27 protein-coding genes are annotated in these 25,554 nt (G+C 54.4%); 13 read left to right on the plus strand and 14 right to left on the minus strand.

Going from position 1 to position 25,554, the window contains the following annotated elements; all coding sequences use genetic code 11:
• Positions 1-1,263, plus strand: a complete 1,263-nt coding sequence (locus tag QYC28_RS12695) for a phospholipid carrier-dependent glycosyltransferase (RefSeq protein WP_302679590.1) — start codon at positions 1-3, stop codon at positions 1,261-1,263.
• A gap of 2 nt (positions 1,264-1,265) precedes the next feature.
• On the opposite strand, the gene QYC28_RS12700 is transcribed toward QYC28_RS12695, so the two are convergent.
• From QYC28_RS12700 to QYC28_RS12720, 5 genes are all read right to left on the minus strand, one after another.
• On the minus strand, positions 1,266-1,628 hold the full coding sequence (locus tag QYC28_RS12700; protein WP_149821397.1) for a response regulator transcription factor: 363 nt from the start codon (positions 1,626-1,628) through the stop codon (positions 1,266-1,268).
• An 87-nt stretch (positions 1,629-1,715) separates the two neighbouring features.
• Entirely contained in the window at positions 1,716-2,576 is an 861-nt protein-coding gene (locus QYC28_RS12705; protein ID WP_149821399.1) for an energy-coupling factor ABC transporter ATP-binding protein, read from the minus strand.
• Between the two features lies 1 nt (position 2,577).
• Positions 2,578-3,366, minus strand: a complete 789-nt coding sequence (gene cbiQ / locus QYC28_RS12710) for a cobalt ECF transporter T component CbiQ (protein ID WP_149821401.1) — start codon at positions 3,364-3,366, stop codon at positions 2,578-2,580.
• 7 nt (positions 3,367-3,373) lie between these two features.
• Positions 3,374-3,679 (minus strand): energy-coupling factor ABC transporter substrate-binding protein, encoded by a 306-nt coding sequence (locus QYC28_RS12715; RefSeq protein WP_149821403.1) that lies wholly within the window; start codon positions 3,677-3,679, stop codon positions 3,374-3,376.
• Positions 3,672-4,448, minus strand: a complete 777-nt coding sequence (locus QYC28_RS12720; protein ID WP_302679591.1) for an energy-coupling factor ABC transporter permease — start codon at positions 4,446-4,448, stop codon at positions 3,672-3,674. Before QYC28_RS12720 ends, QYC28_RS12715 begins: the two co-directional genes overlap by 8 nt.
• A gap of 237 nt (positions 4,449-4,685) precedes the next feature.
• Here QYC28_RS12720 and QYC28_RS12725 point away from each other — a divergent pair, with 237 nt between their 5' ends.
• Together QYC28_RS12725 and QYC28_RS12730 are read left to right on the plus strand one after the other, a co-directional pair.
• Positions 4,686-4,991 (plus strand): cell division protein SepF, encoded by a 306-nt coding sequence (locus QYC28_RS12725; protein ID WP_149821405.1) that lies wholly within the window; start codon positions 4,686-4,688, stop codon positions 4,989-4,991.
• Between the two features lie 7 nt (positions 4,992-4,998).
• Positions 4,999-5,385: a hypothetical protein gene (locus QYC28_RS12730; RefSeq protein ID WP_302679592.1), complete on the plus strand. Its 387-nt coding sequence runs from the start codon at positions 4,999-5,001 to the stop codon at positions 5,383-5,385.
• Here QYC28_RS12730 and recF read toward each other — a convergent pair.
• The 4 genes from recF to QYC28_RS12750 are packed head-to-tail and all read right to left on the minus strand — an operon-like array spanning position 5,324 to position 8,879.
• Positions 5,324-6,463, minus strand: coding sequence for a DNA replication/repair protein RecF (gene recF, locus QYC28_RS12735; protein WP_302679593.1), 1,140 nt, complete (start codon positions 6,461-6,463; stop codon positions 5,324-5,326). The genes QYC28_RS12730 and recF overlap by 62 nt on opposite strands.
• Positions 6,464-6,473: 10 nt before the next feature.
• Positions 6,474-6,962, minus strand: a complete 489-nt coding sequence (locus QYC28_RS12740) for a DUF427 domain-containing protein (RefSeq protein ID WP_302679594.1) — start codon at positions 6,960-6,962, stop codon at positions 6,474-6,476.
• Positions 6,963-7,009: 47 nt separating this feature from the next.
• The gene (locus tag QYC28_RS12745) at positions 7,010-7,663 is read right to left on the minus strand and encodes a response regulator transcription factor (protein ID WP_149821413.1); all 654 of its coding nucleotides are present in this window, start codon (positions 7,661-7,663) and stop codon (positions 7,010-7,012) included.
• Positions 7,664-7,670: 7 nt separating this feature from the next.
• Complete coding sequence (locus tag QYC28_RS12750) at positions 7,671-8,879, minus strand: M20 family metallopeptidase (protein WP_302679595.1); 1,209 nt, start codon at positions 8,877-8,879, stop codon at positions 7,671-7,673.
• 268 nt (positions 8,880-9,147) lie between these two features.
• Between QYC28_RS12750 and QYC28_RS12755 the strand changes: the two genes are divergently transcribed.
• Entirely contained in the window at positions 9,148-9,369 is a 222-nt protein-coding gene (locus QYC28_RS12755; protein ID WP_024123956.1) for a DUF4327 family protein, read from the plus strand.
• Between the two features lie 43 nt (positions 9,370-9,412).
• On the opposite strand, the gene QYC28_RS12760 is transcribed toward QYC28_RS12755, so the two are convergent.
• Together QYC28_RS12760 and QYC28_RS12765 are read right to left on the minus strand one after the other, a co-directional pair.
• The gene (locus QYC28_RS12760) at positions 9,413-9,766 is read right to left on the minus strand and encodes a hypothetical protein (RefSeq protein ID WP_149821417.1); all 354 of its coding nucleotides are present in this window, start codon (positions 9,764-9,766) and stop codon (positions 9,413-9,415) included.
• A gap of 58 nt (positions 9,767-9,824) precedes the next feature.
• Positions 9,825-11,366, minus strand: a complete 1,542-nt coding sequence (locus QYC28_RS12765; protein ID WP_302679596.1) for a bifunctional pantoate--beta-alanine ligase/(d)CMP kinase — start codon at positions 11,364-11,366, stop codon at positions 9,825-9,827.
• 349 nt (positions 11,367-11,715) lie between these two features.
• Between QYC28_RS12765 and QYC28_RS12770 the strand changes: the two genes are divergently transcribed.
• The 4 genes from QYC28_RS12770 to cobO all read left to right on the plus strand — a co-directional run bounded on the left by QYC28_RS12770 (position 11,716) and on the right by cobO (position 15,852).
• Positions 11,716-12,036, plus strand: a complete 321-nt coding sequence (locus QYC28_RS12770; protein ID WP_149821421.1) for a hypothetical protein — start codon at positions 11,716-11,718, stop codon at positions 12,034-12,036.
• A 71-nt stretch (positions 12,037-12,107) separates the two neighbouring features.
• A complete protein-coding gene (locus QYC28_RS12775; RefSeq protein ID WP_149821423.1) occupies positions 12,108-13,943 on the plus strand; it encodes a flotillin family protein in 1,836 nt (611 codons plus the stop codon).
• Positions 13,944-14,298: 355 nt separating this feature from the next.
• Complete coding sequence (locus tag QYC28_RS12780) at positions 14,299-15,246, plus strand: RNA polymerase sigma factor, RpoD/SigA family (RefSeq protein ID WP_149821425.1); 948 nt, start codon at positions 14,299-14,301, stop codon at positions 15,244-15,246.
• Positions 15,247-15,249: 3 nt separating this feature from the next.
• Positions 15,250-15,852 (plus strand): cob(I)yrinic acid a,c-diamide adenosyltransferase, encoded by a 603-nt coding sequence (gene cobO, locus QYC28_RS12785; protein ID WP_149821427.1) that lies wholly within the window; start codon positions 15,250-15,252, stop codon positions 15,850-15,852.
• Here cobO and QYC28_RS12790 read toward each other — a convergent pair.
• Positions 15,849-16,640: a PhzF family phenazine biosynthesis protein gene (locus tag QYC28_RS12790; protein ID WP_302679597.1), complete on the minus strand. Its 792-nt coding sequence runs from the start codon at positions 16,638-16,640 to the stop codon at positions 15,849-15,851. The genes cobO and QYC28_RS12790 overlap by 4 nt on opposite strands.
• A gap of 55 nt (positions 16,641-16,695) precedes the next feature.
• Here QYC28_RS12790 and ndk point away from each other — a divergent pair, with 55 nt between their 5' ends.
• Positions 16,696-17,148, plus strand: a complete 453-nt coding sequence (gene ndk / locus QYC28_RS12795; protein ID WP_149821431.1) for a nucleoside-diphosphate kinase — start codon at positions 16,696-16,698, stop codon at positions 17,146-17,148.
• Here the strand turns inward: ndk and QYC28_RS12800 are convergent.
• Complete coding sequence (locus QYC28_RS12800; RefSeq protein WP_302679598.1) at positions 17,123-17,863, minus strand: TerC family protein; 741 nt, start codon at positions 17,861-17,863, stop codon at positions 17,123-17,125. The genes ndk and QYC28_RS12800 overlap by 26 nt on opposite strands.
• Positions 17,864-18,252: 389 nt before the next feature.
• Here QYC28_RS12800 and QYC28_RS12805 point away from each other — a divergent pair, with 389 nt between their 5' ends.
• On the plus strand, positions 18,253-19,242 hold the full coding sequence (locus QYC28_RS12805; RefSeq protein ID WP_286649716.1) for an FkbM family methyltransferase: 990 nt from the start codon (positions 18,253-18,255) through the stop codon (positions 19,240-19,242).
• On the opposite strand, the gene QYC28_RS12810 is transcribed toward QYC28_RS12805, so the two are convergent.
• Positions 19,239-20,126 carry a Sll0314/Alr1548 family TPR repeat-containing protein gene (locus QYC28_RS12810; RefSeq protein ID WP_302679599.1) on the minus strand — a complete coding sequence of 296 codons (888 nt, stop codon included), beginning with the start codon at positions 20,124-20,126 and terminating at the stop codon, positions 19,239-19,241. The two genes, QYC28_RS12805 and QYC28_RS12810, sit on opposite strands and share 4 nt — an antisense overlap.
• Positions 20,127-20,151: 25 nt before the next feature.
• Here QYC28_RS12810 and QYC28_RS12815 point away from each other — a divergent pair, with 25 nt between their 5' ends.
• From QYC28_RS12815 to QYC28_RS12825, 3 genes are all read left to right on the plus strand, one after another.
• The gene (locus tag QYC28_RS12815) at positions 20,152-20,817 is read left to right on the plus strand and encodes an ABC transporter ATP-binding protein (protein WP_149821437.1); all 666 of its coding nucleotides are present in this window, start codon (positions 20,152-20,154) and stop codon (positions 20,815-20,817) included.
• Between the two features lie 225 nt (positions 20,818-21,042).
• Positions 21,043-25,023, plus strand: a complete 3,981-nt coding sequence (locus QYC28_RS12820; protein WP_302679600.1) for a magnesium chelatase subunit H — start codon at positions 21,043-21,045, stop codon at positions 25,021-25,023.
• A 124-nt stretch (positions 25,024-25,147) separates the two neighbouring features.
• The gene (locus QYC28_RS12825) at positions 25,148-25,474 is read left to right on the plus strand and encodes a hypothetical protein (protein ID WP_302679601.1); all 327 of its coding nucleotides are present in this window, start codon (positions 25,148-25,150) and stop codon (positions 25,472-25,474) included.
• Positions 25,475-25,554 lie beyond the last annotated feature (80 nt).

Here is a 25,554-nt window from a genome sequence, read left to right on the forward strand (position 1 = left end):
ATGCCCTTGGGGCTACTGCTGCTGTGGCTCTTTGCCCTTGCCACCCGCTTTTGGGGGCTGACTCGCTTTCCCACACTGGTATTTGATGAGGTCTATTTTGCCCGCTTTGGCCGCAACTATCTTGCCGGTGTTCCTTTCTTTGATGCCCATCCGCCTTTGGGAAAATACCTGATTGCCCTGAGCATTTGGCTGGGGGGCGGCTTTCACCCTTGGGGCTATCGCTGGTTGAATGCCCTGATGGGATCACTGATTCCCGTAGCGGTGGCAGTGTTGGCCTATCTCCTGACGCGGCGATCGCGAGTGGCACTGTTATCGGGACTCTTTGTTGCCCTCGATGGCCTCTTTTTGGTGGAGTCCCGCTATGCTCTCATCAATATCTCCCTTGTCCTTTTTGGGGTGGTGGCACAGATTCTCTGGTTGTGGGGGCTGCGCTACCGAGGAAGGGGGCGATCGCTCTGGCTGATGGCCGCAGGTGTTGCCTTTGGCGCCTGTGGGGCGGTGAAGTGGAGTGGCTTGGGATTCCTGTTGGGGGTAGGGCTTTTCTGGCTTCTCCAGCAGAGGTTACCGCTGCCTGCTGAATGGAAGACCACTTACCAGTGGTGGCAGATGTGCCTGCTACTCCCCGTTGTCGCCTTTGTGGTTTATACCCTGCTCTGGCTACCCCATCTCCAGTTTCATCCCCACCAGAGCCTACTTGACCTCCATCGCCAAATGTTTAACTTTCATCGCAGTGTTGCCAGTACTGCCCATCCCTACTGTTCACCGTGGTGGTCTTGGCCGCTTCTGCTACGCCCCATGAGCTACTTTTTTCAGCGGGTGCAAACCCTGAGTGAACCCGTGCCGGTCATTGGCCCGCCCCTACCACTGGCAGATACGCAATGGGTTTATGCCGTCTATGCCCTCTTTAATCCCCCCCTGCTGTGGCTGGGCACCTTGGCCACGGTGGCTCTTGTCCCCCTTAGCTTGACCACAACCGCAGGTCGTTTTGTGCTCTTAAACTATGCTGCCAATCTCTTGCCCTGGGCACTGGTGAGCCGCTGTGTTTTTATCTATCACTACCTCCCCGCTGCCCTCTATAGCTTTATGGCCTTGGCCTTGGTCTGGGAAGCCAGCCGCGATTGGGGAGTTTGGGCACGCTGGGCACGCATTGCCGTCCTAGGGATCGTTGTTGGGGGCTTCCTCTACTGGCTGCCCCTTGACTTAGGACTACCCCTGACGCCCCAAGACTTTTTTAGGCGGATGTGGTTGCCGTCTTGGATTTAGGACTATCCTAGGAGTTGTTTAACAGTGGCAATGAGTTCTGCAGGATCAAAGGGTTTGGTGATGTAGGCATCCACCCCCTGCTTTTTACCCCAGTGAATATCAAACTCTTCGCTTTTGGTGGTGCACATGATCACGGGCACACTTTGGCAAGCCGCTTCACCCTTAATCCAGCGGCACAGTTCGTAACCATTCATGCGCGGCATCACCACATCCAGAATCACCAAATCAGGACATTGAGCCTTGATCTTTTCTTGGGCTTCGATACCATCCTCGGCCTCAACAACGTCATAGTTCTGCTCTTTCATCAGCTGAACAATCATTGCCCGCAGGGTGGGGCTGTCATCAACAATCATAATTGTAGCCATACAGTTTTATATGTGCCGCTGATCGGTAAAGGGTATCGCTCCTATTATGCCCATTGAACAGCACTTAGCGACAGAACCGAGAGGGGTTTAAGGGGGACCGTTTTGTAAAAGGCTCTGAAAAAGGGCTATCAATTCTTGGCTGCAGTCCGCCACCGTACGGGGAAAGGGGCGATGCTGTCGCCATGAGGCGGGGAATTGTTGCCACAGGGCAAGGAGGGTGGGTGTTCCAAGTTCAGCAGCAAGGGTCGGCCACTGCCCAAAGACATGGGAAGCACGATCGCTCACCACTACATGACCATTGGCCAAAATCATGATCCAGTCGGCCCAGCCATAGGCAAAATCAAGATCATGGGTGGCAATCATAATCGTGGTTCCCTGCTGGTGAATGTTCTCTAGGGCCTGCTCCAGTTGCTGCCGCTGCTGATAGTCGAGATAGGTGGTGGGTTCATCGAGCAGTAATAGCGTCGGTGCTAAGGCCATTACTCCAGCCAGTGCCACCCGCCGTTTTTGCCCCAAACTCAAATGATGCAGGGGGCGATCGGCAAGCTCCACTAAATCAAAGTCCTCTAGGGTTTGGTACAAACGCGCTTCGATTTCGGCGGTGGGTAGGTCTAAGTTGTACAGCCCATAGGAGATGTCCTCCGCCACGGTGGCTGCCACCAGTTGCTGTTCGGGGTCTTGAAAGGCCAAGCCAATGCGTTGACGCCACTGCCGCAGTCGCTCTGGTTGATGGACGAGCCGTTGCCCTTGCCAGTAAATTTCACCGCGATCGCGCCGATAGAGGGCCGCTGCCAGATAAAAGAGCGTTGATTTGCCTGAGCCATTCAGCCCCAAAAGGGCAACTTTCTGTCCCGCCTCTAGGGTAAAGGAGCAGTCTTGCAGCACGGGGGTAGTGGTATTGGGATAGCGAAAGCCAACCTGATGAAATTCCAGTAGCGGCACAGACATCTCAGGTGATTGCGTTCAGCAGAATGAGGGCACCGCCACCAATGACGATTTCAAGGCCATAGCGTTGCGAATAGGCATAGGACTGGGGGCGCAATACCCGAAACTGCCCCTGAAAGCCCCGACTGAGCAGGGCAAGGTTCACCTGTTCATAGCGGTACAGAGACTGCCGCAGGAGTTGAGCCGCCAACAGGCTGACACTAACGAGCCAGCGCGATCGCCGTTGATAGCCGCCCCGTGCCCGCTGCGCCAATTGCAGCGTGAAAGCGGTTTCTAAGAGGGTGAAGATATAGCGGTACATCAACATCAGAATATCAAGGATGAAATGGGGAACCCGCCAGCGTTCGGCCACACTCAACAGGGCTGGAAAGGGGGTCGTCAATAAAATCAATAGTAAACAGGTGCTGGCAACCATTGTCCGCAGTCCTAGGGTTAAGCCTTGGTGCAATTTCTCGGCACTGATAAAGAACGACCAGCCCATTAGGGAGATGTCACTGAGAACCACTTGCCCCGAAGCCCGTAAAGTCTCCGTCGGGATGGTTTGTACCACTAACCCCGGCAAACTCACCAGCCAAAACGCAGCAACTGTGGCTAAGAGGGTGAAATAAACCCGCCACGGAATGCGGGCATAGCCGAGAATCCAAAAGCTCAGCCACAGCCAAAGCAAACTCTGGACAAGGGGGCGAGCAAAAAACGTCAATAACAGGCTGGCGATCGCGAAAATCAGCTTTTGTTCAGGATGCAGATGCCGCAGACCATTGGTATAGGCATAGGTATCGAGGTGATGGTGCATTGACTGCTCAGGACTGTTGCGATTTTGAGGCGGCAGCTGCCTTTTGGCGATGGCGTTCGCGGTACTGACCCAAGATAAACCCCATGACCCCTGCACCCAATGCCGCTTGAAGGGCAAAAAGCAGTGACTCGACTTCGGCGCTGGGGGGTTCAAACAATGGCTCTGCCCAAGGTTCAAAGTCTGGCGCCACCTCGCTAATTAACGCTTCGGCTTGGGCATCGGCACCTTCAAAGTCACCCTTAACCAGCAGGAGGGGAAGTGTACTTAAAAGAATTGCGCCGCCCAATAGGAACGCCACTGTTTTTTTATTCATTGGATTCCCCTCCAGGCAAGAGTTTTAAGGTTTGCAATTCTGCTGTGCAGTACGTGGTCAACCAGTTCCACACCAACACCGTGAGTAACCCTTCACTGATCGCTAGGGGAATCTGCGTCACAGCAAAGAGCGCCGCAAACTTGGCAAAAGCCGTCGCCACCCCACCCATACTATCGGGAAAGGCCAATGCCAATTGTAAAGAAGTCACCGAGTAGGTGGCCAAGTTACTGATCAGAGCAGCACTAAAAATCGCGATCGCTGGCTTAGCCGTGGCACGGGACATCCCCCAATAGGTCAACCCAGCCAACCAAGGTCCCACCACCGCCATCGAAAAGCCATTAGCGCCTAGGGTGGTCAGGCCGCCATGGGCAAGGAGCAGGGCTTGAAAGAGCAGCACCAATGTTCCCAAGACGGTCATCAGCGGTGGCCGAAAGAGAACGGCCCCCAAGGCAATCCCCATCGGATGGGAACAACTACCGGTGACCGAGGGAATTTTCAACGAGGAGAGCACAAAGGCATAGGCACCGGCTAAGGCAATCAGCAGGGTTGACTCTGGTTGCTGTTGAATCTGTTGTCGCAGTGCCCATAGTCCCCATGCCAAAAAGGGTAAAAAAACCAGCCACCAGCCCACTGCCCAGCCAAGGGGCAAAAACCCCTCGCTAATGTGCATCGCCAAGGCGGGGTGAGGACTCGCGACCACGAGATACGCGCTCAGAAGGGCGATCGCCCCAAGGGAGCCATATCGCTTCGCTTGGCTACGTTTGATCATTGAGACATTCCTAAACCTAAGTGCGCCTATTCTAGTGCGCAACCAGTAACTTGCCTATGCCCAGTGGGGGCTGCAACCGATATTAGAAAGAGCTATGCATGCTCAAAAATTCACGCAGTGCCAAGACTGTAAGGCTGGAATTTGCATAAATTTTGATGTAGTCGGTATAACAGGATGAAGTCTAATGTCATTATTGAATCGTAGGTACTGTTGCTATGTTCCCAGGGGGGAGTTGTCATGAGTGAACTGACTGCCTTTGGTCATTCCTTGAGTAGTGGCTATGAAGTAGTGGTGATCAAACCGCAGTCCCTCAGTGATACGACCCTGATCGTTCAAGCGCTGCGGGCTGACAAGGCAGTGATTCTCAACCTAGAGCACCTCGATGTCACCGAGGCACAGCGCATTTCTGATTTTGCCGCTGGTAGTACCTATGCCATCAATGGCCATCAATCGCGCCTTGGGGATGGTGTCTTTCTCTTTACGCCCAACGTGATTAATATCCAAGAATCCACAGCGGCACCGACACCCGCTGGACTGGCCTAAGCCGTTCATGAATCCTGAAGATCTGCTCACCGTCAGTGAGTGTCAAGAGATTGATCAACTGCTCTTACCGGCCGCAGATCGCTTTGCCATTCGAGTAGCGGTGTATGCCCAGCGCTATTTGCGAGCTAAGACTGAGGGAAACCCCCTCGAAGACCTGACGGAAGCCCAAGTCTATGAACTCGTTGCTGCCGATCCCCAGTTGCAAGCGGAGGAGCAGCGCCAAGGGGGATTCATGACGTGGTACGGCCAAATTCTGATCAGTGCCCTCAAGCAACTGCGGCAAATTGCTGAAAGTGAGGGGGTGCCCATTGCCGAGCTAACCGTTCCCCAGATTAGTTGCTGGTTTCAGCAGCAGTGTCAGGCACGCTTGCGATCGTCCCCGCCGTCACCTTGAGAATTTGGGCATGCTTGCGCCAGGGGGTGGCAAAGGGGGCAAGGTGGGTGGTGGTAATCAGCGTTTGGTAGCGATCGCCCATCACCTCTAATAAAATTCCCTGCCGCTGCAAATCCAATTCGGCGAGGACATCATCCAACAACAAAAGGGGAGTGTCGCCCACCACACTTTCCACAAGAGCCAGTTCCGCCAGTTTCAGCGCCAATACCAGCGTGCGCTGCTGCCCCTGGGAAGCAAATTGACGGGCACTTTGCTCATTGAGGCAAAAGCCCACATCATCACGGTGCGGTCCCACCAGACTGGTTTTTTGCAGCAGTTCAATAGTGCGGCGAGCGGCCAAGGCCTCATTAAAGGCAGCCACAATCACTTCAGAAGTGCCATCCCCAAGGGGCACATGGCTCTCATAAGTCAAGGTGAGTGTCTCGCGATCGCCACTCAACACGCGATGCCACTCCTGAGCCAAGGGTGCCAAGCGTTCAATGAGGCGCTGTCGGCGGCGGATAATGCGGGTGCCATTGATCACCAATTGCTGATTCCATGCCTGCCAGAGGGCTTCATCCCATCCTTGGCTGCCGGCCTGTTTGAGGAGAGCATTCCGTTGGCGCAGGGCTTTTTGGTAGGTTTGCAGCAGTTGGCTATAGAGGGGTTCCAATTGCACCAAAATCCGATCCAACCAGTTGCGGCGAATGGCCGGTGTGCCCCGCACTAGTTCCAAATCCAAGCAGGAAAATTCCACTGCATTGAGTTGCCCCAGAAATTCCGCCGTGCGCTTAACGGTACAGCCATTCACCTGTAGGACACGGCCTGCGAGCGGTCGCAAACTCACCGCCAGATCAAGGGGGATGCCTTGGCGCTCTAGGGTGGCTTCAATTTGGGCACTCTCTTGTCCCTGCTGAATAAGGTCGCGATCGCGATGGGTGCGATGGGATTGCAGTGTGGCCAGCCACTCCACAGCCTCTAGCAAATTGGACTTGCCTTGGGCATTGTCCCCAACGACGATGGTTTTTGGCGCAGCAAACGTCACCGATTGCTCGCTGTAGTTGCGGAAGTGGCGCAGATGGAGTGATTTGAGAAACACTTAGCAGCCCTTACCAGCCCCAAGTCCCCGGTGTCCCCTTAAACGGGCCGACAATGTCCGGAGTAATCCAGCCGCCATAGAAGCCCCCCGGTTGCGGAATCACCACTACACCATCCACGGTGCATTCATCCATCAAAGCAGCATAGAAGGCAATGTAGTTGCAGATTGGCGCAAAAGCAGGGGTAGGTTTGGGATAGTACCAAGCTGCATTATCCGCTTGGCGATCGCCCACCTTGACGTGGTAGTAGGCGCCCTGTCCTTTCCACTCGCAAAAGGTTTGCCGTGCTGAGGGCACCAGATACTGCACCTGTACATCCTCTGGCGGAAAGTAATACACTGGGGGATGACTGGTTTCTAATACCCGCTGTCCCCGCTGGGTGTCGGCAATCACCACACCATTAAAGACCACCCGCAGGTGTTTTGAGGTGGGTTCAACACGGGGCGGACGGGGATAGTCCCAAACCGATTCTTGGCCGGGGGCAGGGGGAATCCGTTGCATCGGGTTTCAGTTCCTCAACACTCTTCCTTGACGGTAACAGCTATGGCTCAAGCTTGGGAACTGGTTTGTCGCTCCACCAAGCCCTGTTCAATGGCCAGTCGCACCAGCTCAGCCCGATTGTGAACCGCTGTTTTTTGAAAGAGGCTACTGACGTGCTTTTCAATCGTTCGGGCGCTCAAGTGCAGGCGATCGCCAATCTGGGCATTGGAGAGTCCCGCCACGAGTAACCCTAGCACTTCCTTTTCCCGTTGGGTGAGATCAACGCTGAGGGTTCGTGTTTTCGGCGCTGCAAAGGGTTGCTGTCGTTGCTGCCATTCGATTTGTACCAGTTGCGCCCGATCCAACAGGTTACGCACCACCGCTGCCAACTCATTGAGGTCAAAAGGCTTGGAGAGATAGACATCGCCCCCGGTGCGATAGGCACGAATCCGCTCCTCCAGTTCTGTGCGTGCGGTGAGGTAAATTACCGGTAGTAAGCGCAATGAGGGATGCTGGCGCACCTGCCGCACCAACTCATAGCCATTCATGTTGGGCATGGCAATGTCCGTAATCAGCAGATGGGGCTGATAGCGGTGGATCATTTCGAGAGCCTGGGCACCATCTCCTGCCGTGAGGCAGCAATACCCTTCAGACTCTAAAAAACGGCTTACTGACAGGCGGATGCCCGGATCATCATCGGCAATAAGCACTGTGAGGGACATAGGAAATTTAGGTCTCCACTAGACCACAGTATTTCTCCACACAGCGGACAAACAGCTCAACCCCAATACTTAAAACAGTTTCGTCAAAGTCAAAGCGGGGATGGTGGTGGGGGAAATCTAACCCCAGTGTGCCATTGGCCGACCCCAAAAAGAAGTAGCAGCCCGGAACCGCTTGCAGGAAAAATGACATATCCTCAGCCGCCATCGTTTGACAGTGGGACGTGACCCCAGCCGGCACCTCAACCACCGATTCAGCAACAGAGCGCACTAATTTCGCCATTTTGGGATCGTTTACTGTGGGGGGATACATCCGCTCATAGCGAAAGTCATAGGTGGCGCCATGACTCTGACAGATACCCGCAATCACCTGTTCAATGCGCTGGGGTAGCCAGTCCCCCAACTCTGGCTTAAAGTATCGCACTGTTCCCCGAAAGGTCGCGGTATCGGCAATCACGTTCTTGGCGGTGCCCGCATGTACTGCCCCCACGGAAATCACTGCCGTCTCTAGGGGATCCACGTTGCGCGAGACGATAGTGTGCAAGGCCGTAATGATCTGGGCAACAACGAGAACCGTATCCACCGTAAATTGGGGTAAAGCGGCGTGTCCCCCCTTGCCGTGTACTTCACACTCAAAGAATTCCGCTGCCGCCATCAACGGCCCACTACGCACCCCCACCGTACCAACGGGCAGAAAATTCCAGAGGTGCAGGCCAATAATGCCATCCACTTTGGGGGCATCGAGAACTCCCGCTTCAATCATGGGTTTAGCCCCACCGGGACCTTCTTCCGCTGGTTGAAAGATGATTTTGACCGTACCAGCAAAATCGCGGTGCTCAGCAAGGTATTTCGCAGTCCCAAGGGCGATCGCTGTGTGACCATCGTGCCCGCAGGCGTGCATTTTCCCCTCATGGAGAGAGCGGTAGGGCTTATCGTTTTCCTCCTGCACTGGCAGCGCATCCATATCGGCGCGAATCGCCAGCACTGGCCCCGGTCGCGATCCCGGAATCACGGCCACAATTCCCGTTTCCGCAATACCCGTGCGATGCTGAATGCCCCATTGCCGCAGTTTCTCACTGACAAAGGCCGCCGTCAGGTGTTCTTGAAAGCCCAATTCTGGTCGCTGGTGCAAATAGCGTCGCCACTGCACAAGTTCGGGTTGGAGGGCGGCCACCTCTAGGCGCAGTTGGCAGCTCAATTGGGGAAGATGGAAAGCCATGGGGCAGTCTTTAGATTTTGTTTAGCATTGCCTTTCTCTAGGATAAACGATGCTCTGGGGCAGTGACAGTCAATGTAACTTCAAGAACAGGTGAGGCGCCACTCGCTTCCACCAGTGGTAGGATTTTTTGGTCAGAACCCCCTGACTTAGGAAACATTTGTTATTATGACAGGTAGCTCCCTAGGGCAAAAGTTAAAATAGTTCAGTATTGGATATTACACTTTGCCAATTCTGAATCCTAGGGTCTCTTCAGCCAAACGAGGATGTTATGGTTCAATCCCTTCAATACTCCATCGAACTCGTCAAAGATGAAGCACGACGACTGGTGGCCAAAGGTGTGGTGAGTCGGCAGCAGCCCATTTACACCCTCTGCCAGTTTGTGCCCGTTCGGGAGTGGCCCCTCATTGAGGCAGAGCTAGAGCGCTGTGATTTTATGCTGCGCGATCGCATTGGCGACCTCATTGGCCGTGAGTGCTGGGACAACGACTAAAGAGCAATCATTAAGGGCACCTACTTCCCGTAATGCGCAAATCCTAGGGCGTGGGTGCCTGAGAATCCTGCTGTAGGTCTTGGCGAATGGCGCGCAGCGTTTCGAGAAGCGTTTGAATATCTGCGGCTAAGTCAGCACTCTCGCGAGGAGCAGGCTCAGGGGTCGAAGAGGGTTGCTGCTGTTGGGCGATGAAGGTTTGAATCAGTTCCCGTGCTTGCGCTTCGGTGAGGCGGCCTTTCTCAGCACAGACGGTGGCCAATTGGCGGGCATCCACCCGCAGTTGCGTCAGGTATTCTTGGCGTTTGGCCTCATCCTGTAGGGATTCAATGGCAGCAGCAGCCGCTCCAATACCCGTGTAGTAGAGTTGTTGTACAAGATCGAGGGGATTGCGATCCATAGAAATGTGCTCGGCGTGAACTCTCCTCTGCTACTGTACGGGAAATCTCCCTTGCTCATCAAGGTTGAGGAAAGCGACTGCGGTAGAGATGGACAATTTTACTCACTACCTCATCGATCCCCAAGTTGTCCGTACAGACTTCTATGGCATCGGCAGCTTTGCGAAAGGGGGCGTAGGTGCGTTGCTGATCCGCTGTGTCGCGAGCGGTAATCTGAGCGAGCAATTCCTCATAGGAGAGGTCGCATTGCCCCTGCTGTTGTAATTCCTGCCAGCGGCGCTGGGCACGCTCTTCAGGCGAGGCCGTTAGGAAAATTTTCAAGCCCGCCTCGGGAAAGACGTGGGTACCAATGTCACGACCTTCAGCAGCAATGCCCCCATTGGCTCCGATCGCCCGCTGTTGTTGTACCATGAGCCGTCGCACACCCCGCAGGGCGGCAATTTGGGACACTCGCTGCGTCACCTCTAGGGAACGAATCGCTTGGCTGACCTCGCAATCGTTGATCCACACCCGTGTGGGTTGAGGGGGATCGCTGCTCTCAAGACGCAACTGACAATGGGCGATCGCCTCTACGACCGCTGGCTCATCCCTGAGATCAATGTTATTTGCCAAGCACCACCAAGTTACCGCTCGATACATGGCACCGGTGTCAAGGTACTGCAACCCTAGGGCTTGGGCTGCCAGTCGCGTCACGGTTGACTTCCCCGCGCCGGCAGGGCCATCCACGGCCAGAATCGGCAGGCGGCGATCCAATAGGCAATTGTCAATGAGGCGCGTTTGCCCCACCCAACCCGCGATCGCCAATAGCCCCACGGTCTCAATGCGTTCCAAGGGCACAAGGGTCTGGGGATGCACCAATTCGGCATAGTCGAGGCGCAACTGGGGAAACTGGCGCAGATGGTGGTGCACCTGCTCCAAGAGATCGCTGGCAGCAAAGCAACCTTGACGAAAAGCAGCAGTCGCTGCCTCTAGGCTCTGACTTAGGGCTAAGGCGGTGGCGCGATCGCCCGCACTGAGGTATTGATTACGGGAACTGAGGGCAAGGCCATCGGCATCACGGACAATGGGGCAGCCAATGATCTCCACGTCCAGATTCAAATCCGCCACACAGCGGCGAATAATTGCTAACTGCTGGGCATCCTTTTGGCCAAAATAGGCGCGATCGGGCTGCACCAAATGCAAGAGCTTCAGCACAATTGTTGCTACCCCGCGAAAATGGCCGGGGCGCGATCGCCCACAGAGGCGTTCCGTTAACTCCCTTGGTGGCTCAACTACCGTGAGACTCTCCATCCCCGCTGGATACAGTTCAGCCACACTGGGCACAAAGAGCAGATCCACCCCTAACTGCTGACAAAGCGCCGTATCCGCCTCAAGGGCACGGGGATAGCGCTCCAAATCCTCTTGGGGGCCAAACTGAAGCGGGTTGACAAAAATACTGACAACGACCACATCACACTCTTGCCGTGCCCGCTGGATCAAGGCGGCATGCCCCCCATGCAGTGCCCCCATTGTCGGTACAAAACCAAGGGTGGTTGCGGGAGATAATGTGCCAAGGGCAGCCTGTAAACCCGCCGTGGTGGTCAAACGGTAAAACGTACCCATAGAGTGCTTCGGGGGCGATCGGTGCAGTTTTGATACAATCTGTCATATTACAGCCCTTTTCACACCGAGAGAAGACACGCCAGCTTCTGAAAGCCACGATCACAGAGGCGGGTTTGGTGGATCCCAATGTTAGAAAAGGGCTGTCCAATGCCCGTGCCCGCTTTTTCTAACCAAAGTTTGTACATTTGTTGCAAGGGCTTTAATCTTGGGGGCAGGTTTTCTAAAATTCAGGTACCTTCGTTTCTCTGTACTTGCCAACCCTGTCACGCAACCTCCGTTTTACTCCCCCTGAGCCAAAAGCTTATTTTTTAACTGGAACTGTTCAGCATACGCCGCGAGGATAGCCCCTATGGCCAATGAACTACAAAACGGCTTACAAAAATACCGTTTCGTCTGCACCCTCACCTTCGGGGATATTTATGGCCAAGTCATTGTTTGGCTGATTGTGATCTTTATTGGTTTGGCCGCATCCCTTACCCTCTACAACAATCCCGTGCAGGCGTTTCTGGTCGGGGGGCTAATTTTGGTCTTAACCTTGCCCTTTTTGCTCTTTGCCTTTGTCACGACACTGCTCAACCATATTGAAATGCGACCTGTGACAGTCACAGAGAAGAAAAAGCGCAAAGATGCCGCCGTGGCCTCAACCACTGAAGTGGCTCCAGCGAATTAAAGAACCCTTAAAAATAGCGGGCGATCGCCCCCAAAATGCCACACTGAAATTAACGCTGAGGGGGCAGTTCTATGCTTTACTGGCTGACATTTTTGCAGGCATTACCGACACCAGAATTGCCAGCACCCCCCCGCACCCAAACCAAAGCCACGGTACTGGCCGAGTCTCCCCCCATTGTCATGGGTAATCTGGGTGGGCTGCTCTTTTTTCCCGGTGTGATTGCCGGCATTGTGATTTTGCTGCTCCTGAGCATTTGGGCTTACACGCGCGTCTATGTCATTACCCCCAACAACGAAGCCTTTGTGCGCACGGGGGGGATTTTTGTTAAGAAAAAAACAGTCATTCTCAATGGTGGCTGCATTGCCCTGCCGGGGTTCCATGAGTTGACACGGGTACCGCTGCGGGAAATCTCCATTGACGTAGAGCGAACGGGCAAATTGGCGGTGCGCACCCAAGATTATCTGCGGGCTGATATGCGGGTCACCTTTTATGTCTGCATCAATGCCACCGAAGAGGATGTCCTCACTGCCGCCGCTCGCCTTTCGCAAAATAACCGCATTACCCCCGAAGACATCAAGAATGCCCTTGAAAAACGGGCGGACGATGCCATTCGCGCAGCCGCAAAACACAAGTCCTTGGCTGAAATTGACTCCGACAAACTGGGGTTTGCCCAAGAGGTACTCAACCTGATGCAGCAGGATCTGCAAAAAGTTGGACTCACCCTCAACAACATTGCCATCTCAGAAGTCCAAGAGAGCGACACCTACGACGAAAACAACTTTTTTGATGCTCAGGGGGTGCGGCTGCGCACAGAAACGATTCAACGCTCGATTCAGCAAAAGCGGGAAGTCGAACTCTCAACCCGGGTAGCGATCGAACAAAAGGAACTGGATGCCCAAAAACGCTCCCTGCAAATTGAAGAGGAAAAAGAAGCGGCACTGTTGAGCCAACGCCTGAAGGTGGAAGCCCTAAAGGCGCAGCGGGAGCGGGAAATTGAGGAGGCCAAAGCAGCAGAGGCAGCCGCGATTCAGCGGGCAAAGTTGCTCCAAGCCCAAGCGGTTGAGGAAGAAGAAATCCGCAAAAGACTCGCCATCCAACAGAAGGAAATTGAGGCCAGCATTGAACTGGAGGAAAAAAATAAACTCCTCAAGGTAACGCAAGCCCAGCAACAGCAGGAGGCAGAAATCGCCGAGATCAGTCGCCAGCAGCAGGTGGAGGCCAACCGTTTGCAAGCGCAGGTGGCCATTGCGGAGTCCGAGCGTCAAGCGCGTCTTGCCCAAGAGGATGTGGCGATTGCCGTTGCCACCAAGAAAAAAGAAAGTCTGATTGCCGAAGCCGAGCGGGCACGGGCAGAATCTGCGGTCACCACCGCCATCGAAGTGGAAAAAGCCAATCGCCAGAAAAACCTAGCGATTATTGCCGCAGAGCGGGAAGCGGCTGAAAAACGGGTGCTAGAGCAAAACGTTGTGGAAATTGATGCCTTTCGGCGGCGGCGGCAAGCGGAAATTGCCCAACAGGCAGCGGAACTGGAGGCGGCAGCGATTCGCACCCTTGCGGCGGCCAACCGTGATAAAGCCCTTGCTGAAGCTGAAGGGATGGAGGCCATGCTCGCGGCCAAAAATGTGATTAGCAACGCTAACTTGACAGCTCAAGTGATTACAGCCCTCTGGCCAGAACTGGCACCGCAACTGCCACAAGTTCTCCAAGCCCTTGCCCCGCAACCGGGGGTGATTGGCGATGCCAAAATTTATACCTTTGCCAACGGGGGCACCCCTGCTGATCTCAATAAACTGCTCCTAGCCACTAGCGGGCTAGCCCTGATCAATGCCCTTTTTGAGGAGGGGAAACTGGGGCAGTTGTTAGCACAAATTAAATCCCTACTCCAGGAAAATACATCTCATTCCTAAGACGCGACTGCATACCCCTAGCCGCGAGAATGGATAACTCTTCAGTAGGGCTGAGGCGTGAACTAAAGATTTATTAACTCCGTCTGTATTTTCAAAATTCATAGAGACTTTTCAATGGGGCAAATATAAAAAAAAGATTAAGAACCGCCAAAGGTCGGTGTTAGTATTCCGATGAACAGATTTAGAAATGTTAAGATTCTTAATATATGTAACGTATCTCCGAAAACGCTGTTAAAGCACCGTTGGCTTGGCCGCGATCTTTAGCAGGGGCGATCGCCCATCCTATAGAGAAAACGATATTCCTAGGCCTTGGACGAATCACTGCTGTCAACCTTGAGAACGAGCGATAGGGACTATGGATACCTCAAAAGATTTAGTGCGCACTTACCTACGGGAGATTGGCCGTGTGCCATTGCTCACCCACGAACAGGAAGTGATCTACGGCAAACAGGTGCAGCAGCTTGCCGCTATGAACGAGATTCGCGAAAAGCTCGCAGCAGAACTCAACCGTGAACCCACCCGTGCTGAATGGGCCGCCGCCGCCAACATGAGTGAAGCAGAATTAGAGACAATTATCGAAAATGGTGAGCGCGCCAAACGGAAAATGGTGGAGGCCAACCTGCGGCTGGTGGTTTCGGTTGCCAAAAAGTACATCAAGCGCAATGTGGATTTGCTTGATCTAATCCAAGAGGGCACAATCGGGATGCAGCGGGGGGTAGAAAAATTTGACCCCACCAAGGGGTATCGTTTCTCCACCTATGCCTACTGGTGGATCCGCCAAGCCATTACACGGGCGATCGCTGAAAAGGGGCGCACGATCCGTCTGCCCATCCACATTACCGAAAAGCTGAACAAAATCAAAAAAGCCCAGCGACAACTGTCCCAACGCCTTGGTCGCGCTGCCACGATTAATGAACTGGCGGCAGAACTGGAATTAACCCCTGCCCAAGTGCGGGAATATCTTGAACGGGCGCGACAGCCCCTCTCCCTTGATGTCCGTGTCGGCGATAATCAGGATACGGAGTTGGGGGAATTGCTCGAGGATCCTTCCATTTCACCGGAGGAGTTTGCCGCTCAATCCTCGTTGCGCAGTGACCTTGAACGGCTGATGGCAGATCTGACCCCGCAGCAACGCCATGTGCTCTCCCTACGCTTTGGCCTAGAGAATGGCCAGCCCCTCACCCTTGCCAAAGTGGGCGAACTGCTCAACATCAGTCGCGAGCGGGTACGGCAAATTGAGCGGGAAGCCCTCAGCAAACTCCGCAAACGCCGCGGCGATATTCACGAGTACCTTGCCAGCTAGCCCATGCTCACTGACGAACAGCACCGCCAAAAAATGCAGCAGCGCAAAGCCGTGCAGGCCCAACGCCTCGCGGAGCGCACCCGTGAAAAAGGTCTCATTATTGTCCATACGGGCAACGGCAAGGGCAAAACCACGGCGGCACTTGGCATGGTGCTGCGTTCCTTGGGGCATGGCTATCGAGTGGCAATTATTCAATTTATCAAGGGGGCGTGGGAGCCAGCGGAAAAAGCGGTTCTTAGCCATTGGTCAGACCAACTGGCCTTCCATGCGATGGGGGAGGGCTTTACATGGGAAACCCAAGACCGCCAGCGGGATATCGCCTGCGCCCAAGCCGCTTGGGAACTTGCCCTCAGCTACATCACCAACCCCGAGTACCGCTTGGTACTGCTCGATGAAATTAATGTCGCCCTCCAGCTGGACTACTTAAACGTGGCACAGGTGCTCGAGGGACTTGCCCGCAAGCCAGAAATGACCCATGTGATTCTCACCGGACGCGGTGCTCCCCCAGCCCTGATTGACGCCGCAGATCTGGTGACGGAAATGACCCTTGTCAAGCATCCCTTTCGCGAACAGGGCGTTAAAGCCCAGCCGGGGATTGAATTCTAAAGCAGGAGTTCCCCAGCGAAAATCGTAACCGCCTGACCCAATAGCCGCAGGCGATCGCCCCCTTGGGGTTGCATTTTAATCACGCCGCCCCGGACGGAGGCTTGATAGGCAATGAGTTCCTCTTGACCGAGCTGGGGTTGCCAGTAGGAATAGAGGCTACAGTGGGCAGAGCCAGTGACGGGATCCTCTGGGATGCCCAATTGGGGGGCAAAAAAGCGAGAGATGATGTCATATTTCTCGCCACGGGCGGTCACAATCAATCCCCGGCAGGACAGGCGGGCAATCTGGTCAAAATCAGGTTTCAACTGTGCTACCGCATCGGCATCGGCCAGTTCCACCAGCAGATCGCTCCCCGCTTGCCCCATAAATATGGGTGGTGTCCCGAGCGCTGCAATGATTGAAGCTTGCACCTGCTGATCCGCAAGGGGCATTACGGGCTGCCGCGGAAAATCAAGGGCGATCCAATCCCCAAGGCGCTGGGCACGCAGGAGACCGCTGCGGGTGTGAAATTCTAGATCCCCCACCACCCCCTGATGCTGCCAGAGGACATGGGCCGTTGCGAGGGTGGCATGACCACAGAGATCCACTTCTGCCACAGGGGTAAACCAGCGCAGGTGAAAGCCACTGGCCAGCGGTACGACAAAAGCCGTTTCCGAAAGATTCATTTCGCGGGCGATCGCCCCCAAGGTTGCATCCTCAAAAAACGTCCCTAGGACACATACGGCCGCCGGGTTACCCCGAAAGGGTTCTTGGGTAAAGGCATCAACTTGGTACAGTGGTAGCGGCATCCGACCCCCGAAAACCGTAAAATCAATCCTGTAGATCGAGCAGAGGACATACTGCGTGGAACGGACATTTCTAGCCATTAAGCCCGATGGCGTGCAGCGTGGGCTAGTGGGGACGATTATCCAACGATTTGAACAAAAAGGCTACACACTGGTCGGCCTCAAACTGATGCGGGTCAGCCGCGAATTGGCAGAGCAGCACTACGGCGAACACAAAGATAAGCCCTTCTTTGCGGGGCTAGTGAATTTCATTACCTCTGGACCGGTGGTGGCCATGGTCTGGGAAGGCCGGGGGGTGATTGCCAATGCCCGCAAACTGATTGGTGCCACTAATCCCCTCAATGCTGAACCGGGAACGCTACGGGGCGATTTTGCTGTAGATGTGGGACGGAATGTAATTCACGGCTCCGACAGTCCCGAAAATGCCGAGCGGGAAATCAATCTCTGGTTCCAAACGCAGGAACTGGTGCCTTGGGAGCCGGCCTTCACCTCTTGGGTGTATGAGATGTAGGCTCATGGGTTGATTTGGGAAGGGTTGGGGGGGTGTCTGACTCCTCCACCTCCCGCTTGGAAAAGCCCCACGTAAAGCAAAGGGCAATCAGGCTAATCATTACCCAGTCCGAGGGTACCAGTTGGGGATTAATCACGCGAATGAGCAGCCGCAGACCCACCAGCGTCACTGTGAAATAGCCCGCATCCTCAAGCCGAGGAAATTCTTTCAGCCAGCGGATAAATAGCTCCGCCATAAAGCGCAGCATAATCACGCCAATCGTGCCGCCGAGTAATACCAGCCAACGCTCATCCGACAGGGCGATCGCCGTTGTCACGCTATCGAGGGAAAAGGCCAAATCCGCTAAGGCCAGTAGGGGGACTGCCTGCCAAAAAGAACGAATCACCCGCTCGTGTTCATGTTCTGGCTCGGTCGTAAAGAAAAAGTACTTTGCCGATAACCACAGCAGATAGAGTGCCCCCGCCAACTCAAACTGCCAGAACCGCAAGACCCAAGTCGCTGTGAAAATCAGGCCAATGCGAAAAACGTAAGAAATGGCCAGTCCTAGATTGAGTGCCCGCCGCTGCTCATCTAAGTCTTCGATGCCTCGTACCAAGGCCGCTAGGGCGATCGCATTGTCCGCTGAGAGAACCGCTTCCAGTGCCAACAACACCACAAGTAACAACAGGGTATCCAGTCCCCAGTTGGGCGAGAGTTCCAATAGTTCATCAATCATCGGGTGAGGGAAGTTCTCCAGATTTTTGGCTGCTTATATTTATCGTCGCACAGGAGCGGTACAGCCCTTTTCCCAAAGATGGAACACCCTCAAACCCAGACGTAGGCGCAACCAAAAATGCTAGTGACCTGACCGTTGGGCTGACGGTAGGCCTTACCCACATCCAGTCAGCGGACAAGCGATTTCCCTTTGGTTCTGGCGTGCATAGTCCTGCATCCTGTCGCATTTTCACCGTTAACCTATCACGAGGACTAAAATCTTGGGGAGCCAAGGGGGTGAAAATTCTTGGATTGCTCGCCTTACCAAGGTGGCGATGATTGAGCAAAAGGCAGTCTTCGCTAGGGCACAATTCAGAATTGTCGTTGATGTCGTAGAAGTTTTACTTTGCTATGGGACTCGTTAACAATACGCTAAAAGCGGCAGGCAAGCTCGATCCAATTTCTTTAACGCTGTGCATCGTTGGCTCTCGCAAAATCTATCATGAGGATGATTATGCCCAATCTCCATGGCATATCTTTGCCCCCAATCTCAGAATTTATGGTTTTGATGCGGATGCCGACGCCTGTGATGAGGCCAATACCGCCTTAGCAGCCCAAGGAATCACTTGGTTTGAGCGTCACTATCCGCTGACGCTGGGCAAAGAGGTGGGAGAATCAACCCTTTACATTACCAACGCCATTCATTGCAGTTCTTTATATCCACCAAATTTGAGCTACACATCGCGATTTCAAGGATTTAATCCTAGCCTGAATGTGGCGGCAACTGTTCAGGTGGAAACAACTACCCTTGACGCATTTGCCCAAGCTGAAGGACTAGAGAGCATAGATGTCCTGCAAGTGGATGTCCAAGGGGCAGATCTGGATGTGTTGCAAGGCGGTGAGCAGCTTCTGGCAGCAAGTACTTTAGCAATCATGGTTGAAGTTGAGTTTTCGGAGGTTTACAGGGGGCAGCCCCTCTTTGGGGATATTGATGCATATTTGCGCGCTCAAGGTTTTGTGCTCTTTGACCTACTCACCAATGATGGTTGGTGCCGATTACCGCGCTACGTTTCCCCATTTTGCTCCCAACAGCGAGGGGGTCAACTGCTATGGGCCGATGCAATTTACCTGCGGGATTTGCTCAATGAGAATCAACAGCAGCAAAATCGGCACCTACAGAGCCCTAGCCACTTGCTAAGACTGGCGGCAATTGCTGATGCACTGGACTTTCCCGATTATGCGCTGGAAGTTTTAACGCAACTCACGCTTCGCTATGGCGAAATCCCTCAGTGGAACTGCCGCAAAGAAATTTTCGCTATTTTGGAACAGGTTCAGCCCCTGCTCAGCACAGATATTGCCAAGCTGCCAATAGTAAAGCTGCTGTCTGAGCCAACAACCTAGCCTTGGGGCAAAAGGCGGCGGCTAAACTGCTGAATTTCCTCGCGAATCCCTCGCGGCAATTGGCTTTGTTTGGCTAGGGCTTGCTGGAAATATTGCTGTGCCTGCGATCGGTTGCCACTGGCGGCTAAAATTTGGGCTTTCAGATAAAGGAGTTCTGGATTGTTGGGGGCAAGTGCCAAGGCTTGATCAACGGCGTTTAAGGCCTGCGGCCATTGCTTGCGATCGCGATAGGCCAAGGCCAAGCCTCGATAACTCAAGTAATTGGGAGCGGCGTAGGTTTGCAGGGTTTGAATGGCCCGATCCATGCTGACAAAGCCCACATTACTGGCAATGCCCCACTCCATAAAGCCACGAACAAGATTCAATTCCGGATCGCGAGGATTGACGGCTTCGGCTCGCCCCACATGATCGAGAACCCGCTGTACCCGCAACAGAGCGGCGGGGGCACCAGCCACAGGCCCCGATCCGGCATCGGAAATTTCATAGCCGGCCATCAGGAAATGCCCCACGGCTTGATAGAGATTTCCCCGCAGGGGATCGCGGCTCGTGAGGGCTTGGGCAGCGCGCAGGGTCTCCTCGGCATAGCGTTTGTACCCTGCCCAGTCTTCATTAAGATAGGCAATGGCAGCAGCCAACGTCAGCGTTAGGGGTTCTTGGCGATCGCGCTCCAAGGCCGCCGGCAGTAACTCTTTACCTTTGACATAGTTACCATCGCGAAAGAGGGCAACAAAGACGGCTTCCGTTTGATCGGAAATGGGTCGCGCCTGCGAGCCAGTACGGAAAGGATCGCCAGCAAGGGCAGCGGTACTCAGTACCCAAGGGGCGATCGCTCCACTAAGATAGAGAGCAAAGCGTTGCCACAGGCGCAGTTGACGTGTTTGCACGGTCGTTACCTCCGGAGTCTGCATCTTGTTTGCGGTTCACCATCTCAGCTACCACCCCGCCGCCACCCCTCAGCCCATTTTGCGGGACATTAATTTAGACTTGGGTATGGCTGAACTGGGATTAATTATCGGACCCAGTGGATCCGGCAAAACCACCCTACTAGAGATTTTAGCGGGCTTGGCCACCCCCAGTCGGGGAATCATTCGATGGCAGGATCAGGTTCTCACACCCGATCATTTACAACAGTTGGCCGGATTGGTCTTTCAGTTCCCAGATCGCTACTTCTGTGGCAGTACCATTCTCGAAGAGCTGCGCTTTGGCCACCCAGAAATTCCCTACGAAAACTTTTACCGTGCCCTTGCCGATGTGGGTCTCGATCACTTGCCTTTGCACACCCGCCCCGAATCCTTGAGTGGTGGTCAGCAGCGTCGCCTCGCGCTTGCTGTGCAACTGGTGCGCCAACCCTACCTGCTCTTGCTCGATGAACCCACAGCGGGTCTGGATTGGTCAATGCGCCGCCAATTGGTACAGGTGCTGCGCCGCCTCAAGGAACACTGGAGCTTGCTGGTGGTGACCCACGAAGCAACGGAACTACAGGAGATTAGCGATCGCACGTGGCGATTGGAAAACGGTTGTCTAGTGCCACTGACTTCCCATCAGTCAAGTCCTGTAATAAGTTTTAATACTTAGGTAGCAAAACTTTGCAATTTGTTACCACAGGGGCGCAAAGTCGCTCCACAGCTTGATTTTCTGCTACAACCACAAGAGGTACAGCCCTTCTTGCAAGGATGGAAGACCCACAGCACTGTAAAGCCAGTGCGGGATAGTACCTCCTCAATGTCCTCCATCGTTTTAGCAAAGGGGCGTATATCCCACTTGGGGTTTGGTCTCGATCGTTACAAGGAGTTTGAACGCATGTTCACCCACGTCAAGTCCACGATTCGGCATATCGCGCCAGCGGCGTTAAATGGGCGATCGCTGTTGCGAGTGGTGTATGTGGTACTTGAAGCCCAATACCAGAGCGCGCTGTCGGCAGCGGTTCGCAGCATTAACGATACCCATCCACAGGTGGCCATTGAAATCAGTGGCTATCTCCTTGAGGAACTGCGCAATCCCGAAAACTATGCCGCCTTCTGTGAGGACGTGGCGCGGGCGAATGTGTTTATCGCCTCCCTGATTTTCATTGAGGACTTAGCGGATAAGGTGGTCGAGGCGGTTCAGCCCTATCGCGATCGCCTCGATGTAGCGGTTGTCTTCCCCTCGCTGCCGCAGGTGATGCGCCTCAACAAAATGGGCAGCTTTTCCTTGGCTCAGATTGGCCAATCCAAGAGCGTCATTGCCAACTTCATGAAAAAGCGCAAGGAGAAGTCAGGTGCCGGCTTCCAAGACGCCATGCTCAAACTCCTGCGAACCCTGCCCCAAGTCCTGAAGTACCTCCCCATTGACAAAGCCCAGGATGCCCGCAACTTCATGCTCAGCTTCCAGTACTGGCTGGGGGGATCGCCAGAGAACCTAGAAAACTTCCTCCTCATGCTGGCCGATCGCTACGTCTTCAAAGGTCAGCCAAACAGCAACCTCAGCTACCAAGAACCGGTTACCTACCCCGACACCGGTATTTGGCACCCCCTTGCACCGCAAATGTTTGAGGATCTCAAGGAGTACCTCAACTGGTTCAACAGTCGCCGCGATATTGGCACTGATCTTAAGGATCCCCTTGTGCCCACCATTGGCCTGCTGTTGCAGCGTACCCACCTTGTCACAGGTGATGACGCCCACTATGTCGCCATTGTGCAAGAGTTTGAATCCCAAGGGGCGCGGGTGATTCCCGTCTTCTCTGGTGGGCTGGACTTTTCGACGCCCCTAGAAAAATTCTTCTACGATCCCGTCAACCCCCAGAAACCCATTGTTGACGTCGTTGTTTCCTTAACAGGGTTTGCCTTGGTGGGAGGTCCGGCCAAGCAGGATCATGCCAAAGCCGTGGCGGCACTGAAAAAACTCAACCGTCCCTACATGGTGGCACTGCCCTTGGTGTTTCAAACCACCGAGGAATGGCAGGAAAGTGATCTGGGGCTGCACCCAATTCAAGTGGCGCTGCAAATTGCTCTACCGGAACTGGATGGTGCCATTGAGCCAATTATTCTTTCCGGTCGCGATGGCATGACCGGTAAGGCGATCGCCCTCCAAGACCGCGTGGAAATGATCGTGCAGCGGGCACTGAAGTGGGCCAATCTGCGCCGCAAACCCAAGGTGCAAAAGAAAGTCGCCATCACCATCTTTAGCTTCCCGCCCGACAAAGGCAATGTTGGCACCGCCGCCTACTTGGATGTCTTTGGCTCCATCTACAAAGTCATGGAAGCCCTGAAAAACAACGGCTATGACGTGCAGGACATGCCCGAGAGCGCCGAAGCCCTGATGCAGGAAATTCTCCACGATGCCCGTGCCCAAGTGGGTAGTCCCGAACTCAACATTGCCTACCGCATGAGCGTACCGGAATACGAGCGCCTCACCCCCTACGCCAAGCGCCTTGAAGAAAACTGGGGCAAACCGCCAGGGCACCTGAACAGTGACGGCCAAAACCTGCTCATCTACGGCAAAACCTACGGCAACGTCTTTATTGGTGTGCAGCCCACCTTTGGCTACGAAGGGGATCCAATGCGGCTGCTCTTTTCTCGCTCTGCCAGTCCTCACCACGGCTTTGCTGCCTATTACACCTTCCTCAACCACATTTGGCAAGCGGATGCGGTGCTCCATTTTGGCACCCACGGCTCCTTGGAGTTTATGCCGGGTAAACAGATGGGCATGTCTGGGGATTGCTACCCCGATAATCTCATTGGCTGTATTCCCAACCTCTACTACTACGCCGCCAATAACCCCTCCGAAGCCACCATTGCCAAGCGCCGCAGCTACGCCAACACCATTAGCTACCTCACCCCACCGGCGGAAAATGCCGGTCTCTACAAAGGGCTGCGGGAACTCAGCGATCTCATTGGTTCCTACCAAACCCTGAAAGATAGCGGTCGGGGGGTTCAGATTGTCAACACGATCATGGACAAGTGCCGCATGGTAAATCTCGATCAGGATGTGGCTCTCCCCGATAAGGACGCGGCAGAACTCAGTGCCGAAGAGCGCGATACCCTCGTGGGCAAGGTCTATATCAAACTAATGGAGATTGAAAGCCGCCTCCTGCCCTGTGGCCTGCACGTAATTGGCAAACCACCGACAACGGAAGAAGCAGTGGCTACCTTGGTCAATATTGCCAGCTTGGATCGCTCTGAGGACGGCATTAAGAGCTTGCCCAGGCTCATTGCCGAGAGTCTAGGGCGGGACATTGACGAAATTTATCAAAATAGCGATCGCGGGGTACTGGCGGATGTTGAACTGCTGCGCCAGATTAACGAGGCGACCCGTGCTGCCGTCAGTGCCCTCGTCCAAGCCCAAGCCGATGCCGAGGGTCGTGTGTCGCGGGTCTCGAAGCTGAACTTCTTTAACATGGGGCGCAAAGAGCCGTGGATTGAATCCCTCCATGGTGCAGGCTATACCCAAGTGGATGCCGCTGCCCTCAAGCCCCTGATGGAATACCTCGAATTCTGTTTACAGCAGATTGTGGCCGACAATGAACTGGGGGCACTGCTGCAAGCCCTTGAAGGCGAGTACATTCTCCCCGGCCCCGGTGGCGATCCAATTCGCAATCCTGAGGTCTTGCCGACGGGCAAAAATATCCACGCCTTGGATCCCCAAGCCATTCCCACTGCCGCTGCTGTGCAGTCTGCCAAAGTTGTGGTCGATCGCCTTCTAGCGCGGCAAAAAGCGGAAAACAACAACCAATGGCCAGAAACCATCGCCATGGTGCTCTGGGGCACAGATAATATCAAAACCTATGGCGAGTCCCTTGCTCAAGTGCTCTGGCTAGTGGGGGCCCGTCCTTTACCCGATTCCTTGGGACGGGTCAACAAAGTGGAACTCATCCCCCTAGAAGAGCTGGGGCGGCCACGCATTGATGTTGTCGTCAACTGTTCTGGGGTCTTCCGCGATCTCTTTATCAACCAGATGGCGCTCATTGACCGTGCCATCAAGATGGCTGCCGAAGCCGATGAACCCCTTGAGCTAAACTTTATCCGCAAGCACGCACTGCAACAGGCTTCAGAATTGGGGATTGACCTGCGCCAAGCGGCCACACGGGTCTTCACCAATGCCTCCGGTTCCTACGCGGCGAATGTCAACCTAGCGGTGGAAAATAGCTCTTGGGAGCAGGAGTCGGAACTGCAGGATATGTATCTCTCCCGTAAGTCCTTTGCCTTTTCGGCGGATTCTCCGGGGACGATGCAGCAGGCGCGGGAACTCTTTGAAACCGCCCTCAAAACGGTGGATGTGACATTCCAAAACCTCGATTCCTCAGAAATTAGCCTCACCGATGTCAGCCACTACTTTGACTCAGATCCGACCAAGCTGGTGGGGGCACTGCGCGGCGATGGCAAACAACCCAAGGCCTATATTGCCGATACCACCACAGCCAATGCCCAAGTGCGGACGCTCTCGGAAACCGTTCGCCTCGACAGCCGAACCAAGCTCCTGAATCCCAAGTGGTATGAAGGGATGCTCTCCCACGGCTACGAAGGGGTGCGCGAGATCTCGAAGCGACTAGTCAACACAATGGGCTGGTCGGCCACCGCAGGAGCTGTGGATAACTGGGTTTATGAGGAGGCGAATGCCACGTTTATTCTCGATGAGCAGATGCGGCAGCGGCTTCTGAATACCAACCCCCACTCCTTCCGCAAAATGGTGAGCACCTTCCTCGAACTTCACGGACGCGGCTACTGGCAGACCAGTGAAGCCAATCTGGAACTGCTGCGGCAACTCTATCAAGAGGTCGAGGACAAGATTGAGGGCGTTGAGTAAACAACGTTAATCGCCTGGGGGGAAGCTCTTCCCCCTTTTTATTTGGACGCCGATGTGATCGGAACCCACCCTGCTCCTTAAGCGTCAGACCCCGCAGTACGTTTTTTCTGTGGAGGAGTTGACGATGTTGAAGACACTTCAAGTCGTTGGCCTATCGTCCTTGACTGGTTTGGCGGTTCTTTCCTTTGTGGATACCGCCGCGGCTCAACTGAATGTCAACGTGAATCTTGGTGGTTCCCGTCAGCCGGTGTATGTGGTGCCCAGTCCCTCTAGCCAACCCGTCTATGTGGTGCCTACCCCTCAAACACAACCCGTGTATGTGGTACAGCCAAGAGTGGTTAGTGTTCCGCCAGTCTCCCCGCGATCGCGCCATCACCGCAAAAAGCCCCATCGCAATCAACCGCAGTATGTGATTCCCGCGAATCCGAGTGGGGTGCTGATCACGTTTTAAGAACTCCAGTCAGAATCGCCACCCCTTCTGCTAAGATGGATTACACATCGGTATTCCGACCGATTTATCGTAGATTGATA

The organism is Thermosynechococcus sp. HY596 (assembly GCF_030518715.1).
Lineage (GTDB): Bacteria > Cyanobacteriota > Cyanobacteriia > Thermosynechococcales > Thermosynechococcaceae > Thermosynechococcus.